Origin of the sequence: Streptosporangium carneum, from assembly GCF_027922005.1 — a bacterium.
GTDB classification, from domain to species: Bacteria; Actinomycetota; Actinomycetes; order Streptosporangiales; family Streptosporangiaceae; genus Streptosporangium; species Streptosporangium carneum.
In genome coordinates this window covers 1-15,542 of sequence record NZ_BSEV01000038.1, presented here as the reverse complement: position 1 = coordinate 15,542, position 15,542 = coordinate 1, and the positions used below count along the sequence as shown (strand labels likewise).

Annotated in this window: 15 protein-coding genes and 1 pseudogene; 9 read left to right on the top strand and 7 right to left on the bottom strand. The window is 72.1% G+C overall.

What is annotated here, in order from left to right:
- The first annotated feature begins 165 nt into the window (after positions 1 to 165).
- Positions 166 to 633, top strand: a complete 468-nt coding sequence (locus PKF00_RS40580) for a YdeI/OmpD-associated family protein (protein ID WP_271223089.1) — start codon at positions 166 to 168, stop codon at positions 631 to 633.
- A 103-nt stretch (positions 634 to 736) separates the two neighbouring features.
- Here PKF00_RS40580 and PKF00_RS40575 read toward each other — a convergent pair whose 3' ends face one another.
- Positions 737 to 1,762: an aldo/keto reductase gene (locus PKF00_RS40575; RefSeq protein WP_271223088.1), complete on the bottom strand. Its 1,026-nt coding sequence runs from the start codon at positions 1,760 to 1,762 to the stop codon at positions 737 to 739.
- 831 nt (positions 1,763 to 2,593) lie between these two features.
- On the opposite strand from PKF00_RS40575, the gene PKF00_RS40570 reads away from it, so the two are divergent.
- From PKF00_RS40570 to PKF00_RS40560, 3 genes are all read left to right on the top strand, one after another.
- Positions 2,594 to 3,046 carry a VOC family protein gene (locus PKF00_RS40570; protein WP_271223087.1) on the top strand — a complete coding sequence of 151 codons (453 nt, stop codon included), beginning with the start codon at positions 2,594 to 2,596 and terminating at the stop codon, positions 3,044 to 3,046.
- Entirely contained in the window at positions 3,034 to 3,414 is a 381-nt protein-coding gene (locus PKF00_RS40565) for a nuclear transport factor 2 family protein (protein ID WP_271223086.1), read from the top strand. Before PKF00_RS40570 ends, PKF00_RS40565 begins: the two co-directional genes overlap by 13 nt.
- 297 nt (positions 3,415 to 3,711) lie before the next feature.
- Positions 3,712 to 4,182: a MarR family winged helix-turn-helix transcriptional regulator gene (locus PKF00_RS40560; protein WP_271223085.1), complete on the top strand. Its 471-nt coding sequence runs from the start codon at positions 3,712 to 3,714 to the stop codon at positions 4,180 to 4,182.
- A gap of 34 nt (positions 4,183 to 4,216) precedes the next feature.
- Here the strand turns inward: PKF00_RS40560 and PKF00_RS40555 are convergent, their stop codons facing one another.
- Positions 4,217 to 4,645, bottom strand: coding sequence for a nucleoside deaminase (locus PKF00_RS40555; RefSeq protein ID WP_271223084.1), 429 nt, complete (start codon positions 4,643 to 4,645; stop codon positions 4,217 to 4,219).
- Positions 4,642 to 5,523: an LLM class flavin-dependent oxidoreductase gene (locus PKF00_RS40550; RefSeq protein WP_271223083.1), complete on the bottom strand. Its 882-nt coding sequence runs from the start codon at positions 5,521 to 5,523 to the stop codon at positions 4,642 to 4,644. The genes PKF00_RS40555 and PKF00_RS40550 overlap by 4 nt, the downstream gene beginning before the upstream one ends.
- Positions 5,524 to 5,615: 92 nt before the next feature.
- On the opposite strand from PKF00_RS40550, the gene PKF00_RS40545 reads away from it, so the two are divergent.
- Together PKF00_RS40545 and PKF00_RS40540 are read left to right on the top strand one after the other, a co-directional pair.
- Complete coding sequence (locus tag PKF00_RS40545; protein ID WP_271223082.1) at positions 5,616 to 6,062, top strand: Lrp/AsnC family transcriptional regulator; 447 nt, start codon at positions 5,616 to 5,618, stop codon at positions 6,060 to 6,062.
- Positions 6,063 to 6,415: 353 nt separating this feature from the next.
- Positions 6,416 to 7,765 (top strand): MFS transporter, encoded by a 1,350-nt coding sequence (locus tag PKF00_RS40540; protein ID WP_271223081.1) that lies wholly within the window; start codon positions 6,416 to 6,418, stop codon positions 7,763 to 7,765.
- A 242-nt stretch (positions 7,766 to 8,007) separates the two neighbouring features.
- On the opposite strand, the gene PKF00_RS40535 is transcribed toward PKF00_RS40540, so the two are convergent.
- Positions 8,008 to 8,385, bottom strand: coding sequence for a winged helix-turn-helix transcriptional regulator (locus PKF00_RS40535; protein ID WP_271223080.1), 378 nt, complete (start codon positions 8,383 to 8,385; stop codon positions 8,008 to 8,010).
- 106 nt (positions 8,386 to 8,491) lie between these two features.
- Between PKF00_RS40535 and PKF00_RS40530 the strand changes: the two genes are divergently transcribed.
- Entirely contained in the window at positions 8,492 to 9,142 is a 651-nt protein-coding gene (locus PKF00_RS40530; RefSeq protein ID WP_271223079.1) for an NAD(P)-dependent oxidoreductase, read from the top strand.
- 21 nt (positions 9,143 to 9,163) lie between these two features.
- On the opposite strand, the gene PKF00_RS40525 is transcribed toward PKF00_RS40530, so the two are convergent.
- Both PKF00_RS40525 and PKF00_RS40520 read right to left on the bottom strand, forming a co-directional pair.
- The gene (locus PKF00_RS40525) at positions 9,164 to 10,405 is read right to left on the bottom strand and encodes a monooxygenase (protein ID WP_271223078.1); all 1,242 of its coding nucleotides are present in this window, start codon (positions 10,403 to 10,405) and stop codon (positions 9,164 to 9,166) included.
- A gap of 279 nt (positions 10,406 to 10,684) precedes the next feature.
- Positions 10,685 to 11,386: a FadR/GntR family transcriptional regulator gene (locus tag PKF00_RS40520; protein ID WP_271223077.1), complete on the bottom strand. Its 702-nt coding sequence runs from the start codon at positions 11,384 to 11,386 to the stop codon at positions 10,685 to 10,687.
- Positions 11,387 to 11,555: 169 nt separating this feature from the next.
- Here PKF00_RS40520 and leuA point away from each other — a divergent pair, with 169 nt between their 5' ends.
- Positions 11,556 to 13,292 (top strand): 2-isopropylmalate synthase, encoded by a 1,737-nt coding sequence (leuA, locus tag PKF00_RS40515; RefSeq protein ID WP_271223076.1) that lies wholly within the window; start codon positions 11,556 to 11,558, stop codon positions 13,290 to 13,292.
- Positions 13,293 to 13,306: 14 nt separating this feature from the next.
- Here leuA and PKF00_RS40510 read toward each other — a convergent pair whose 3' ends face one another.
- Positions 13,307 to 14,089: an IclR family transcriptional regulator gene (locus PKF00_RS40510; RefSeq protein WP_271223075.1), complete on the bottom strand. Its 783-nt coding sequence runs from the start codon at positions 14,087 to 14,089 to the stop codon at positions 13,307 to 13,309.
- A 435-nt stretch (positions 14,090 to 14,524) separates the two neighbouring features.
- Between PKF00_RS40510 and PKF00_RS40505 the strand changes: the two are divergent.
- Positions 14,525 to 15,542: pseudogene (locus PKF00_RS40505) on the top strand (peptidase M28); the annotation flags it as partial.

Below are 15,542 nucleotides of genomic sequence, written 5' to 3'. Positions count from 1 at the left end.
GAGGCCGGTGGATCGGTCGGCGAGCTCTTGACCTCCTGACCGGCTTCTCGGCAACGACGGACGGGGGTCACCACAGGGCGGCGTGGGCCAGGAGGGCGTCGAGGTCGTGGCCGGTGGCGGTGCTGTCGGCTCGGCCGGAAAGGTCCGCCGTGGCAGTATCGGAGCATGCAGGAGCAGCGCTACACCATCGAAAGTCGGTCAGGTGGGCGGGGACGCCTGTTCGTCCCGGTACCGTTCGATCCGGATGCGGTCTGGGCGCCCAAGCCCGTGCACCATGTGACGGGAACGCTCAACGGGACGGGCATCCGTGCGGTGATCGCCGAACACGAAGGACAACGCGGTTTTCTGCTCGGCCCCGCCTGGCTGCGGTGCGGGCTGAAGCCAGGCGCGCGGGTGAGCGTGGTGCTGGCACCGGAGGGCCCGCAGCGAGCGGAGCTCGCCGAGGATGTCGCGGCGGCGCTGGAGGCCACTCCGGCGGCGGGTGCGTTCTTCGACTCCCTGGCCCAGTTCTATCGGCGGGCCTACCTGCGCTGGATCGACGCCACCAAACGCCGCCCCGAGGTGCGAGCGCAGCGCATCGCCGAAATGGTCAGCCTGCTGGAGGCCGGGATGAAGCAGCGCCCCGGGAACTGAGAGGGATACGAGGGCGCACGGTCACGGCAGGTGGTCGTGCCACCGAAGCACCTGCTCCACGGGTGGGCCGGAAGTGGCCCACCCGGTGCGGCTCACCGTCGGCTCAGCGGCGGCGGAGGGCGGGGTCGGTCAGGGGTGCGGGGACGTGGCCGACGTCGTCGGGGCTGACGTTCACGCCCGGCGGGACCAGGGCGTCGATCGCGTCCAGGACGTCCGGCGGCAGCCGTACGGCCTCCGCCCCCAGCTGGCCCTTCAGTTGCTCCAGCGTGCGCGGGCCGATCACGGCGGCGGTGACGGCGCGGTGGGAGAGCACGAAGCCCAGCGCCAGGTGGATCAACGACAGGCCCGCCTCGGCGGCCAGCGCCTCCAGCTTCTCGACCAGGTCGAGCTTGCGGGCCCGGACGTCCTCGGCGCGGAAGTCGAAGTGGTCGGCGTTGCGGGTCGCGCGGGAGTCGGCCGGCGGCACGGCGTCGCGGCGGTACTTGCCGGTCAGCCAGCCGCCGTTCAGCGGGCTCCAGACCAGCACGCCCAGGTCGTACCGCTCGGCCACCGGCAGGACCGCGGCCTCGGCGTGCCGGGCCAGGATCGAGTAGGACAGCTGCTCGGTGGCGAACCGCTCCCGGTGACGGCGCTCGGCGATCCACTGGGCCTCGACGACCTCCTCGGCGGGGAAGGAGGAGGTGCCGATCGCCCGCACCTTGCCCTGCCGTACGAGGTCGGTCAGGGCGCTGAGGGTCTCGTCGACGTCGGTGAGCGGGTCGGGCCGGTGGACCTGGTAAAGGTCGATGTGGTCGGTGCCCAGGCGGCGCAGGCTGTCCTCGACGGCCCGCATGATCCAGCGCCGGGAGTTGCCCCGGCGGCCGGGTGAGTCGTCCATCGGGCCGCCGAACTTCGTGGCGAGCACGACCTCGTCCCTGCGGCTCCTGATGGCCCGGCCGACGATCTCCTCGCTCTCGCCGAACGCGTAGACGTCGGCGGTGTCGATCATGTTGATGCCCGCGTCGAGCGCGGTGGCGACGATGCGCCCGCACTCGCCGGGGTCGGTGTTCCCCCAGGCCCCGAGCATCATCGTGCCGAGACAGAGTGGGCTGACCTGGATGCCGGTACGGCCGAGCGTGCGATGGTTCACCTCACCGACCCTGCCATGCCCGTCCGGCGGGCACCGAAGTCGCCCGGGGGTAGCGCGAACCCCGGTTCTTTGTGCGGCGGGCACATGGAGCCGCCCGGCGGGCGGGACATAGCGTCCGGACATCGGCGTCACCCCCCTTGAGCAGGACAGGAGGCAGCTCGTGCTCGTAGATCGAACCGCGGAGCAGGCCTTGCACGAACGGGTCAGGCGGAGGCAGGGCGAGTGGGAGGCCGAATCCCGCGGACTGGTGGACCCTCCGCTGCCCAGCGACATGTTGCAACCGTGGGAGGTCTGGGACAGGGATCTGTTCGACCTGGAGATGATCCGTGTCTTCGGCCGATCGTGGGTCTGGCTCGGCGACGTCGAGGACCTGGAGAAGCCGGGGCGACTACACCACCGGCCAGATCGGCGTCCAGCCCGTCGTCGTGATCGAGCAGGAGGACGGCTCGGTCAAGGGCTTCCGCAGCTACGCGGAGTTCGTCTACCCGAATCTCACTCCGCTGCCATACGCCTCCCAGTTCATCATGGTCAGAGTGGATCCGATCGCGCCGGACCGCTCGCGGTTGTTCTCCCGGATCTACGGGCTCAGTGACGACCTCGACCTGCAGAACCGGGAGCTGGACGGTCTCGCGCAGACCAACAAGGAAGACACCGACATGGTGACGCAGCCCATGGAGAACCCGCGCTCTCCCTTCTACCGGGTGGGTCCGCCCAGCCTCTGGGAGGGAAGGGCCCAGCACATGATGCGGGCCATCCGCCGGGACGTGGCCACGCCACTCGACCCGGACGAGTTCGACGGGCCAGTGGACAAGGACCAGAAGGAGAACGGACGTGCTGGAGAAGAAGCTCACCGAGGCGCGCTGGACGCACATCGCGCTGCCCAGCTGCGACCTGGACAAGGCGATCGAGTTCTACACCACCATGACCCCGCTGGTGGTCGTCTCCCGTCACGAGGACAAGGACGGGCGCAACGCCTGGCTGTCCAACGACAATCAGGTGGAGACCCCGTTCGTGCTGGTGCTGGTGGAGTTCGCCAAGGACAAGGGGAAGCAGCAGCCGCAGCTGTCGCCGTTCGCGCACCTCGGCATGGAGGTGCCCAACCGCGAGGACGTGGACCGGATCGCCGCGGAGGCGCGGGAGATGGGCTGCCTGCACTGGGAGCCCTTGGAGCTGCCCGCGCCGGTCGGATACATCTGCGCGCTGAAGGACCCCGACGGCAACGTCGTGGAGATCTCGCACAACCAGCAGGTCTTCGAGGAGGTCCGCACCCTGTGGGGGAGCTGACCCGGCAGGCGGTCGAGCGTTACCTCGGGGCGCTCAACCGGCACGACCCCGACGAGATCGCCGCCCGCGTCACCCCGGACTTCCACAACGAGCACACCTCGGCGGCCGGGGTGGACCTGCGCGGCAGGGACGCCTACCGGGAACGCCTGAGGGGGTTCCTGGCGGAGTTCGCCGGCCTGCGCTACGAGATCGAGGACCTGATCGTCGACGGAGCCAGGGCGGCGGTGCCGTACCGGATGACCTTCACCTACCGGGGGCGGCCCGTCGTCATCCGGGGGATGTTCCGCTTCGAGGTCGCCGACGGTCTCATCGCCCACCGGGTCGACTACTGGGACGGCGAGGAGTTCGCCCGCCAGGTCTCCGGCTGAGGGCCGCGCCGCGGCCCGGCCGGGACCTCCCACAGGGTCCCCTTCCGCGGATCGCCGTGTCCCGCACGGCCCCGCCACACTCCCGAGAACCCCGCAGACCTTCACAGCAGCACCCACAGACCTGTCAGGAAAGGAAAAGCAGCCTTACTGAACACCTCCGCCGTCGGGGCGGGCAAGCTCCGTCGCCGGGTCCCCGAGCGGCTGACCGGGCCTTGCGCTCCTCCCGGCCGGGTCCGCGGCCGGATCCGGTCACGGGCCCGGCCCGAAGCCGGGGCCGGACCGGGTTACTCTTCCGGGATGGCGGACCACGGCTCACGGCTCGGACCTGACGAACTCCACGGCTGGCGCAACTTCGTGGAGGGCGGGCGGCTGGTCACCGCGCTGCTGGACCGGCGCCTCAAGGACGGCTTCGGGCTCAACCACTCCGACTACGGGGTGCTGCGCCAGATCGCCGACTCGGGCCGGGTCCGCATGACGGAGCTGGCCCAGCGGGTGTGGTTCTCCCGCAGCCGCCTGGCCCACCAGATCGACCGGCTGGTACGGCTCGGCCTCGTCGAACGCGAGGAGGACCTCGTCCGGGGCAAGACCACCTACGCCCTGCTCACCCCCGAGGGGGAACGGGTGATCGTCCAGGCCAGGGCCGAGGTCAGCCGGGCGCTTCACGAGCACCTGTTCGCCTTCCTGCCCCCGGAGACGGTCAACGCCCTGGGCCCAGGCCTGGACGCCGCCCTGCTCCACCTGCGGGATCTGCCGGAGTGCCGTCTCTGAGCACCGGCATTCCGCGACCCGCCGGAACCGGGTGTCAGCGGTAGTACCCCTCGACGGGCACGCGTGCCTCGTCGAAGAGGGCCGGGCCCTCGGAGGGGACGTCGGGGAAGCCGCTGCCGGGCGGTTTGAGGGTGTCGAGCTGTTCGCCGGACAGGGCGTAGACGACACGGCCCAGGCCCGAGCGCGCGATGGCCCCGGCGCACATGCCGCACGGCTGGCAGCTGGTGTACATGGTGGTGGCGGCCGCGGTCGCGGGATCGAGTTCGCGGGCCGCCCACCGGGCCAGTTTGAGCTCCGGGTGGGCGGTGATGTCGTGGTCGGTGAGCGAGGTGTTGCGCTCCTCGGCCAGGACGGCGCCGTCCGGGCCCGCCAGCAGCGAGCCGAACGGCGGATTGCCGTCGGCCCGGGCCGACGCGGCCAGTTCGACGGCCCGGCGCAGGAGTCTCTCGTCGTCGTGTGTCATCGTCGCTCCTTCGGGATCCCCTGCGGGCTGTGGCCACCGGTCAGGTCCTCCAGGGCGGCCACGGTCGCCAGCGCCCGCCAGGCCCGCCGCGGGTGGAGGGTCTCGGCCGGGTCGCCGTCGAACGGGTCGAGCACGACGGTCTCGGCGCCGAGCGCGCGCAGCTCCCGCAGGTCGTCGTGGATCTGGTCGGCCGTGCCCTCGCCCGCGAGACGTCCGGGGCCGGTGACCGGCGTGTCGGTGAGCCGCAGGGCGATGCGGGGTGCCAGGGCGGGCACGGGGAGTCCCTGTTCGCCGGCGAGGTGTTTCACGCGCGCCAGCGCCCCGCGCAGCCACGGCAGGGTGAAGCGCAGCGGGTGCCACGCCTCGCCCAGCCGTACCGCCCTGCGCAGGGCTGCGTCGCTGTTGCCGCCGACCCAGATCGGGACGTGCCCGGAGCGGTAGTCCCGTTCGTCCTCCCAGGCGGCGCGCACCGCGCGCAGGTGCTCGTCGGTCAGCGCGCCGCGCCGTTCGAACGGCACCCCCAGGGCGTCGAACTCCTGCCGCGCCCAGCCCACGCCCACCCCCAGGACCAGCCGCCCCCCGCTGATCCGGTTGAGGTTGGCGGCCATCCGGGCGACGAGCAGGGGGTGCCGGTAGGGGACGACGAGCACCGAGGTGCCCAGCCGGATCCGGTGGGTGAGACCGGCCAGCCACGCCAGGGTGGTGAAGGGCTCGTAGAACGGCGCCGGGTACTGCTCGGCGACGTCGGGCGTCACCGCGACGTGGTCGGAGATCATGAGCAGGTCGAAGCCGAGGCCCTCGACCGTCTGCGCCCACCGCTGCAGCACGTCGGGGTCGGTGCCCGGACCGAAGTTGGGGACGTTCACGCCTATCCGCACTGGTTCAGGCTATCCACCGGCACGGGAGGGGTGAAGGGACTTCTCACGGCGTACGGCGGGCCGCCCCGGGAATCTGCCGGTAAAATAGGCGAGTGGCCGTGAATCTCGACACGACCGACTGGTCCATCCTGACCGAGCTGCAACGGGACGGCCGGATCGCGCTCACCGAGCTGGGGCGGCGGGTGAACCTGAGCGCCTCGGCGGTGACCGAGCGGGTCAGGCGGCTGGAGGCCGAGGGGGTCATCACCGGCTACCGGGCCGACGTGGACCTGATGAAGGTCGGTCTCGCGGTGCTCGCCGTGGTGCGCCTGAAATATCCGGGAAGCCGGCACGAGCCGCTCCACCGGCTCCTGGAGGAGCGCCCGGAGATCCTGGAGTGCCTGCGCACCACGGGTGACGACTGCTACACGCTGAAGGTCGCGGCGACCTCCATGCCGCACCTGGAGCGGCTCGTCGACGAGCTGGCCGGGCTCGGCAGCACCACCACCAACATCGTCTACAGCCAGACGCTTTCCTACCGCGGCCCGCAGGCCCCGTGACGCCCGCCTCCCGGGCGTGACCGGGAGTGACCGGGCCTTTCCGAGGCCTTCCGGAGAACGCCCCCGGGCACTGCGGAGAGCAGAAGCGGTTCCTCCGGGCGGAACCGGGCGTTGACCACCCTTCGGTCCGGTTCCGTGGATCACCGGCGTCCTGCGCGAGGAGGCCGCGGAGCTGTACCGCGCGGCCCCCGCGGCCGAGGTCACCGGTCGGTGAACGGGGCAGGCCTGGCATCCTGTCATCGGACGATTCCGGCGAACCGGTGGAGGACATGGTGGACGAACCGGTGGTAGGGCAGGCGGCGGGAGCGCCGGACGAGCCGATTCCAGGCGCGGGGCGGGGAGGGAGGGGGGCCGTGGCGCAGGACGTGGAGGAACTCGCGGTCCGGAACGGGGCGGGGCCCGTGGTCCGGGACGCGAAGGAGTCCGCGCTTCAGGAGGGGAGAGGGGCCGCGGTCCGGGGTGTGAGGGGACTCGCGGCTCGGAACGGGGGAGCGCCCGCGGTTCGGGACGCGAGGGGATCCGCGGTTCACGACGGGAGAGCGGCGGGGGCGGCGGCGCTCGCGGTGGTGGCGGTCGTCGCCCTTGCCCTGAACCTGCGTCCCGCGCTGGCCGGTTTCTCCCCGCTCGCCGGAGAGGCCGGGGCGGAACTGGGGCTGGGTGCGGGGGCGCTCTCGCTGGTGACCACGCTGCCGCTGCTCTGTTTCGGAGTCTTCGCCCTGCTGGCTCCGGCGCTCGGCCGCAGATTCGGTACGGAGCGCACACTCGCGGCGAGCATGCTCCTTCTCGCGGCCGGGATCCTGCTGCGCGGCGCGGCGGGGACCGTCGCCCTCATCTGCGGCACAGTCCTGGTGGGAGTGGCCATCGCGATCGGCAACGTGCTGCTGCCGGGCATGGTGAAGCGGCGCTTCTCCGGCAGGACCGGAGTGATGACCGGCGTCTACGCCGCCGCGATCGGCGGCGGCGCGATGTTCGCCGCGGCCCTGGCCAAGCCGCTGGACGGCCTGACGCACGGCTGGCGCACCTCCCTGGCGGTGTGGGCGCTGCCGGCTCTCGCCGCCGCCGTGCCCCTGGCGCTCCTGGGCCGGAGCGCGACCGGCTCCGGCGTGACGTCCGGAGCGCCGGCGGACGGGAGCACGGCGGACAGGGGCGGGGCGATCGGGTGGCGGACGGCGGGCACCCTCGCGGCCTACTTCGGACTGCAGTCGATCGTCTTCTACGTCGTGCTGGCCTGGCTGCCGCGCGTCCTCACCGAGGCCGGGACGGCTCCCGCGGAGGCCGGGCTGCCGCTGTCGCTCGTCCAGCTCGTCGGCCTGCCCGTGGGCCTGGCGGTGCCGGTCCTGGCGCGCACGTCCCGCAGCCAGGCGTGGTACGCCGTGGCCTGCGGGGCGGCCAGCGCGTTGGGGTTCACGGGGCTGCTGGTCGCGCCGGGGGCGGCGCCGTACGCGTGGGCGTTCCTGCTGGGACTCGGCATCGCCGCGTTTCCGCTGGCGCTGGCCATGGTCACGGCCAGGGCGGGAGGGCCGGCCCAGGCCGACCGGCTGTCGAGCGTGGTGCAGAGCTGCGGTTACCTCATGTCCGCCGCCGGTCCGCTGGCCGCGGGGCTGCTGCGGGACGTCACCGGGACCTGGACCGCCTCGCTGGCGGTCATGGTCGTCGTGGCCGCGCTCATGGCGCTCCTGGGATGGCTGGCCGCGAGGCTCTGACCTCCCGGCCGGAGGGGCTCCCCGGCCAGGCGGGGCCCCGGCGGCCCCGAGGGGACGCCTCCGCCCGCGGGACCGCGTGGTTTCCCGCGCGGGCCTGGCACAGGCGGGGTCAGAGGGTGACGAGCTGGAGGATCAGCGCCAGCCGTACCTCCGCCGATCCCAGGTCGCACGGCGCCGTAGCTCGGCGGCCTGCGCGCGGCTCCGGGCCGCCGTCCGGCCGCCAGGGCGCCTCGGCCCGGTCGCTACGCCGGTATGTCCTGGCGCTTCTCGTAGGCCTCGCGGGACTCGACGAGTTCGTCCATGTGCGCGCGGATCCACTCGCAGCCGACGGCCATGGGGCCCAGCAGGCTGCGGCCGAGCGGGGTCAGCTCGTACTCGACCCGGGGCGGTGTCTCGGGATAGGCGGTCCGGGTGACCATCCCGTCGCGTTCCATCGCCCGCAGCGACTCGGTGAGGACCTTGGGGGTGATGCCGCGCAGGGGCGCCTGCAACTCGGAGAAGCGCCGGGGGCCCGCCTCCAGGCAGGTGATTATCTTCGCCGTCCACTTGTCGCCGAACCGGATCGGCGCGGACACGGACGGGCAGGAGTCGAACATGGCGGGATCGAGGGGCTCGCTCATCGCGGACATAGTACGTAACTATCGTTGCGGAAACTGACACCCCGCGGCATACCGTCTCGACAGCGACCGGCGATCTTCCGCCGGTCCTGTCGAACGGAGCGTCATGATGAGTGAGATCGTCGTCTTCGGTGCCGGTGGACGGGCGGGACGCCGAGTGATCGCCGAGGCCGTCGGCCGGGGGCACCGGGTCACGGCCGTGGTCCGTGAGCCCGCCAGGCACTCGGGCCTGGCCGGCGACCGGGTGACCCTGGTGCGGGGCGACGTCACGCGGGCCGACGACGTCGCGGAGGCCGCGGCGGGGCACGACGTGGCGATCGGCTCCGTCTACCGGGCCGACGTCCCCTCGGCGGAGTTCTACGTGGCCGCGGCGCACGCCCTGCTCGAAGGCCTGGAGCGGGCCGGCGTCGGCCGGTTGCTGACCGTCGGCGTCGGCACCACCCTGGAGACGGCGCCGGGCGTGCCGGTTCACGACACGCCCGGTTTCCCCGCGGAGTTCCGCGCGTTCTCCCTCGGCCACGCGGCGGGACTGGAGGTGTTCCGCGCGGCGGAGACCCCCGTCGACTGGCTGGTGGTCACACCGCCGCCGACCCTCCTCGACGACGAGGCCCCGCGCACCGGCGGGTACCGGGTGGGCGGCAACCAGGTGCTGCCCGGCGACGAGGGGGTCCTGCTCTCCTACGCCGACCTCGCGGTCGCGTTGGTGGACGAGATCGAGAACCCCAGGCACCACAGAACGCAGATCGCCGTGGCTCCCTGACCGGGTGGCCCGCGCGGCGGGCTACTCCTGCCCGCTCGCCGTCCCGGGGCCCGCGCCGGGCGACCAGACGAGAAGCCCCAGGCACATCTCGTCGCTGGTGCCCTCGCCCCAGACGACGTAACGCGGCGGCTGGTCGCGCAGCGCGGGCAGCAGCCTGCGAAGGCCCGCGTCGTGGGTGCAGGTCACCCGGAGGGTGTCGTCCGCCTTGAGGGCGACGGGCTTGGCCAGCGGCCGGATGGCCTGCTCGTCGAAGTTGTACGACGGGATGTCGAGCAGGGTCTGCGCGTCCGGTGTGCCGGGATTGAGCTCCATTTTGATGGAGCGCCCGAGCAGGTGCATGTGGCCCGCGACGGCGTAGGCGACGCCGCTTTCCTCGACCCGCTGGTCACAGTGCCGGGTGGGGCCGGCTACCGGGGGCCTGTCCTGGTTGCAGCGCTGGTTGAGCATGTGCACGCTCTGCCGCGCCTGCTCCCCGAACCGGTGGACGACGTCGCTGATCGCGGCCTCGCGGTCGCACAGCGGGCCGGACTCCTCGGCCGTGCAGGGCAGTTCGACGGGCCCGGCGATTCGCTCGGTCTCGAGGGCTTCGAGGCCTGTCCCGCCGTCGGCGAGCCGCAGCCGGACCCCTGACTGGTCGGTGCCGCCCGGCCTGCCTCCCGTGGCGAGCAGGTTGTAGTGCACCTGAATGATCAGCTGGCTGCCCCGGGGCATCGGGTAGCCGACCTTCTGGGTGAGCAGCGTCTCGTTGGCCCCCGGCGCCCAGTGGCCGACCCAGGAGCCCTCGATGCCCGCGTCGCCGAAGCAGGTCCACCCCTCGCCCGGCGTCCGGGCGTCGAGGTCGTGGGCGGCCTTCGCCTCCCCGGGGCCGACCCGGTAGAGGATCGCGTGGTGCACGAGGTCGGTGTTCTGGGGCAGGAACTGGTTCCCGGTGAGGAAGGCCTGTTCCGTCAGGCCGGGGTCCACCAGGAAGCAGCGGTACTCGTCCGTCGCTCCCGAGGGGGCCACCGGCTTGTACGGCTGCGGCAGCGTCAGGCTGACGAACCGCTCCGAGGCGCGCAGCGGCGCGGCGGGAGGCGGCGCGGCGGCCTTGCCGTGCAGCCCGTGTCCGCCGGACGCCGACGCGCTCGGGCTGCTCGAGGCCGCGCCCTGAGGCTGTGAGGCGTCAGGACGGTCCCGGGCGGCGCACGAGGTGACGAGGAGGACGACGGCGAGTGCGATGATCGCCCCACCCGGCCTTCGTGCCGCTCTGAGCGCGTGATTCATGACCACCTTCTGATGTCCGAGCGGTCCCCGCGGGCTCGGGCGCGCCGGGGGACGGGACTCCCGTCGAGTCACCCGGTTCCAGGGTCCCCGGCCCGTGTCCGTTCCACATCGGCCCGGAGATTGAAAGCGCTCGTACCATCGGGCGAGGCCGCTCATACCCCGTGAGGAGAACGCGCGGCCCGCGGGGCATACGACCACGGTGTGATCCACATCCCCCGAAGGTCTTCCGCGCGGCGCTCCTCGTGTTCCCTCCCGTACGGTCCCGCGCGCTCCTCGCCGTCATCCGTCCGCGTCCGCCTTCCTCAGCAGGGACAGGTTGAGCTCGACCTCCTCGCGCATGATCCTGGTCGCCTCCGGCGCGTCGCCTCGCCGTACGGCCTCGACCAGTGCCGCGTGCGCGTCGTCGCCGGGGTCGGGACGGTCGTCGCGGAGCGGGAGCAGCCTCACCAGGTCCACGAGCCCGCGCCGCAGCGCGGGCTCGAAGGCGGCGAACAGGTCGGTCAGCACCGGGTTGTGCGCGGCGGCGACCACCGCGGCGTGCAGGGCGACGTCGGCCGCGACGAACGCCTCGTCGTCGCCGAGGGCCGCGTCGCGCCGCCCCGCGAGCGCGAGATCCAGGGCGGCGAGGTCGTCGTCGTCCCTGCGCAGCGCGGCCAGTCCCGCGGCCTCGACCTCCAGCAGCCCGCGGACCTCGAAGAGGTGGAGCACGGAGGCGCGGCGCAGCCTGGTCTGCCAGTCCTCGACGGGGTGCGTGGCGACGACGAACACCCCCGCGCCCTGCCGGGTCTGCAGCATCCCGGCCCCGGCCAGCGCGCGGATGGCCTCGCGCACGGTGGACCGGCCCACGCCCAGTTGCCTGGCCAGTGCGTTCTCGCCGGGAAGCCTGGCTCCGACCGGCCACTGGCCCGACGTCACCTGCTCGCGCAGCCTCTCGGCGGCCTGGTCGGCCAGCGGGCTGCGGGTCAGCGGGTTCAGTGTCACTCCCAAAACCTCTCAGGTTGTCTGAGGAGTTAATTCGGGGTTAGTGTACCCGCCATGACACCGCGTGGTCTCCTTCTCGGCCGCCGCGGCGGGGCCTGACCTGACCGGCACCCCGTCGCGGTGTGCCGCACGTCGCCGGTCGCCTCGACGACTGGAGAAGGATCCCCCGATGACCGACGCCCCCGCCTGGAACCCGCAGCGTCCCAGCGCGATGCCCCACTTCCGCTACCGCCCCGCGCACGAGCGGGTCCAGCTGCCGCTCACCGAGCGCGCCTGGCCCCTGCGGCGTGTCGAGCAGGCCCCGCTCTGGGTGCCGGTCGACCTGCGCGACGGCAACCAGGCGCTCGCCGAGCCGATGGACCCGGCCCGCAAGCGGCGCATGTTCGACCTGTTCCTCACCATGGGGTTCAAGGAGATCGAGGTCGGCTACCCGTCCGCCAGCCAGACCGACTTCGACTTCGTCCGCGACCTGGTCGAGCACGACCTGGTGCCCGACGACGTCACCGTGGTCGTCTTCACCGCCGCCCGCCGCGACCTGATCCGGCGGACCTTCGAGTCCATCGCGGGTCTGCCCCGCGCGGTGGTGCACATGTACACCGCGACCGCGCCCACCTGGCGTCAGGTCGTCCTGGGCCGGGAACGCGACGAACTGCGCGACCTGATCCTCGAGGCGGGGCGGGACGTCGCCGAGGGTGCGGACGCGACGCCCGGGACGGCGGTGCGCTTCGAGTTCTCGCCCGAGGTCTTCAACCTCACCGAGCCCGACTACGTGCTGGAGGTCTGCAACGCCGTGTCGGCGCTGTGGGACGCCTGCCCCGCGCGCCCGGTGATCCACAACCTCCCGGCCACGGTGGAGATCGCCACCCCCAACGTCTACGCCGACCAGATCGAGTACATGGACCGTCACCTGGAGCGCCGTGACGGGGTCATCCTGTCGGTCCACCCCCACAACGACAGGGGCACCGGCGTCGCGTGCGCGGAGCTGGCCCTGCTCGCGGGGGCCCAGCGCGTCGAGGGGTGCCTGTTCGGCAACGGCGAGCGCACCGGAAACGTCGACCTGGTCACCCTGGCGCTCAACCTGTACTCCCAGGGCGTCGACCCGATGCTCGACCTGTCCGACATCGACGAGATCCGCCGCACCGTCGAGCACTGCAACCGCATCCGGGTGCACGAGCGCCACCCGTACGGCGGCGACCTCGTCTACACCGCCTTCTCCGGCACCCACCAGGACGCCATCAAGAAGGGCTTCGCGCACCACGCGCACCGGGCCGCCGAACTGGGCGTCCCCGTGGAGCGGGCGCCCTGGGACGTGCCGTACCTGCCGATCGACCCCGCCGACGTCGGTCGCGACTACGAGGCGGTCATCCGGGTCAACAGCCAGTCGGGCAAGGGGGGCGTCGCCTACATGCTGCAGACGGCCCACGGCCTCGACCTGCCGAGACGCCTGCAGATGGAGTTCTCCAGGGCGGTGCAGCGGGCGACCGAGCACAGTGGGGGCGAGATCGACGCCAAGGAGCTGTGGGACCTCTTCCGCGCCGAGTACCTCGACAGGCGGGGCCCCGTGACGCTCGGCCCCTGGCACGCGGACGAGCCCGAGGCGGGGCTGCACCGCTTCACCGGTGAACTCCTGGTGGGGCAGGAGCGGGCCGAGCGCACGGGCACGGGAGCGGGGCCGCTGTCGGCCCTCACCCGCGCCCTGGCCGCCGCCGGGATCGAGGTGGACGTCCTCGACTTCGCCGAGCACGCGCTGGGCAACGGCCGTGACAGCCTCGCCGCCGCCTACGCGGAGTGCCGGGTCGACGGGGTCGTCCGCTGGGGTGCCGGTCTCGACGCCTCCGTGCTCACCGCGTCCGTGCTGGCCGTGCTCTCCTCGGTCAACGCCGTGCTCTCCTCGGGCGGCGCTTGAGAGGGCGTGCCGGGTCAGCCGAAGTCGGCGACCCTGCGCTCCTCGGGGGACAGCAGGAGCACCTCGAGCGCCCGCGCGCAGGCCCGCGCGTGCATGGCGAACCAGCCGATCCGCGCGTCGGTGACGACCTCGGGGGTCGACCGGACGGCCAGGGCGTAGCGGACCTGCTCCGCCCGGTCGAGGACCGGGACCGCGAGGGTCCGGATGCCGTGGGAGGACTCGCCGTCGTTGAGGGCGTAGCCGATCTTGCGAACCCGCTCTATCTCCGCCCGCAGATCGGCCGGATCGACGATGGTGCGTTCCGTCTGCGCCCGCAGGGGGCCGAGGGCGGCGAGGTCGTCCTCGCCGGGAGGGGCCCACGCGAGCAGAACCTTCCCGAGGGCGGTGGAGTGCAGGGGCCTGCGCAGGCCGGTTCCGCTCTCGGGGTCGACCGAGCCGCCGATCAGGATCACCGCGTACCGGCCGTTGCGGATCGCCAGGTCCACGGTCGCGGAGGTGACGCGGGCGAGCTGGCCCAGCTCGGGCGCGACCCGGTGCAGACCCCGCTGGTGGAAGGAGAGCTGGCCCAGTTCCGTCATCGAGGGGCCGAGGCGGTATCTCGCGGTCCGCGCGTCCTGCTCGAGGAACCCCGCGGAGACCAGGGCGCGGGCCAGCCGGTGCGCCGTCGACGTGGACAGCTCCGCCCTGCGGGCGAGGTCTGAGGCGCTCAGCGTGGGCCCGCCGTCCCTGAAGCAGGCGAGCACGCTCATGGCCCGCTGCACGGCCTGCGTGCCGGCCGGGATGCCGTTGTTCTCCATGCTTCCCACCTTATAGAAAACCCTTTATTTCCAGTCGGGATTTATGGAGTGGTCGGCGGGCGTCCACCGGCCGAGAGGTTCTCATATCGTGAGACGTACTTGGCATTCCCTGCCAACTTTGCGGGAAAATGTGGGCGAGGGTCGCCCTCTCTCCGCCCCGCGGGCGTCGACGCCGCCGTGTTCGCCCGGTGCTCACCCGGTGTTCGCCCGATGTTCGCCGGGTGTCCGGCGCAGGCCGTGGCCCGGGTCCCGCCGGGTCTTCAGAAGGGCGGGGGAGTAGCGTTTCCGCCCCCATAGTGGCCCATATCGCAAAGTTATGGAATTTCGTGGGGTACTCCGCCATGCCCCCTCGATGTCAGCTTTGGTCCAGCCCAACTGTCAGGGCTCCTTGCATCCCTCTAACCCCCCAAGGGACACCGAGAGGAGTCACCCCGCGTGAATCCCAAGGTCAAGCTGGGCGCGATAGCCATGCTGGCGGTCGCAGCCATGACCACTACCTCGATCGTGAGCGCCACGAGCGCCACCGCGGCACCGGTCAACACCGGCGCCCGCGCCATAACGTCGGACCCGCTCGCCTTCGCGCCGCCGAGCCCGGAGGCCCGCAAGCGCGCCGCCACCCTCGCCGAGAAGGCTCTGGCCGTCGAGGCCGTCAACCTGGCCAAGGGCGAGGACGACAGTTTCGCCCTGAGGAAGAGCACCTCGGTCGGCAACATGCAGTTCCTCACCTACGGTCGTACCTACCGCGGGGTTCCCGTCTACGGCGGCGACGTCATCGTCTCCACCGACAGCGCGGGCCTGAAGGCCGTGACCGTCGACACCGCCCAGAAGACCGAGCTGAAGCTGGACACCAGGACCACGGTGTCGGCCTCCAAGGCCGCGGCCAAGGCGCGCACCCTGCTCACCAAGGTCGAGAGCGTGAGCACGCCCAAGCTGGTCGTGCACGCCGAGTCCGCCACGCCGCGCATGGCGTGGGAGGTCGTCGTCGCCGGGCAGAACAAGAACACCCCGAGCAACCTGCACGTCTACGTCGACGCGCTGAACGGCTCGGTCCTGAGCAAGTGGGACGCGGTCCGCATGGGAACCGGAAACGGCCACCACAACGGCCAGGTGACCATCCAGACCTCCGGCTCGTACACGATGCGGGACACCACCCGCAACGGCATCGCGTGTGGCGGCCAGAACGGCTCGCCGTACACCAAGACGACCGACTCCTGGGGCAACGGCTCCGGCACCAACCTTGAGACCGCCTGTGTCGACGCGTACTACGCGGCACAGAAGGAATGGGACATGCTCAAGGAGTGGTTCAACTACAACGGCTTCACCGGTGAGGGCGGCGGCTTCCCGGCGCGCGTGGGCCTGAACGAGGTCAACGCCTACTGGAACGGCTCCTACACCAACTTCGGCCACAACCAGGCCAACACCAAGCAGGCCACCCCGATGGACGTCGTGGGCC